Genomic DNA, 448 nt, shown 5'->3' on the forward strand with positions numbered 1-448 from the left:
TAGAGTTTTATGTTGACTTACAGAGTCAATCGCGTATTATACGCACYTCGCTTAAGTGCTAAGGCACTGAAAGCAAAGCTCTTTAACAATATAAACCTATCAATCTGTGTGGGCACTCGTTGATGATAATCCAAAGATTTATCAATGAACTGAGTGACCAAAACGATACTAAGTATCGGCACAGTCAATTTATTCAGTATTCATTGAGCCGAAGCGAAAGCTTCAAAAAACTTTTAATTGAAGAGTTTGATCATGGCTCAGATTGAACGCTGGCGGCAGGCCTAACACATGCAAGTCGAGCGGCAGCACAGAGAAACTTGTTTCTCGGGTGGCGAGCGGCGGACGGGTGAGTAATGCCTGGGAAATTGCCCTGATGTGGGGGATAACCATTGGAAACGATGGCTAATACCGCATGATAGCTTCGGCTCAAAGAGGGGGACCTTCGGGC

General features: G+C 45.2%; 1 rRNA gene. It reads left to right on the forward strand.

The annotated features are described in order from the left end of the window. Positions 1-234: 234 nt before the first annotated feature. Positions 235-448: ribosomal RNA gene (locus CIK04_RS31035) — 16S ribosomal RNA — on the forward strand; the annotation flags it as partial.

This window comes from Vibrio sp. 03_296, from assembly GCF_002265885.1.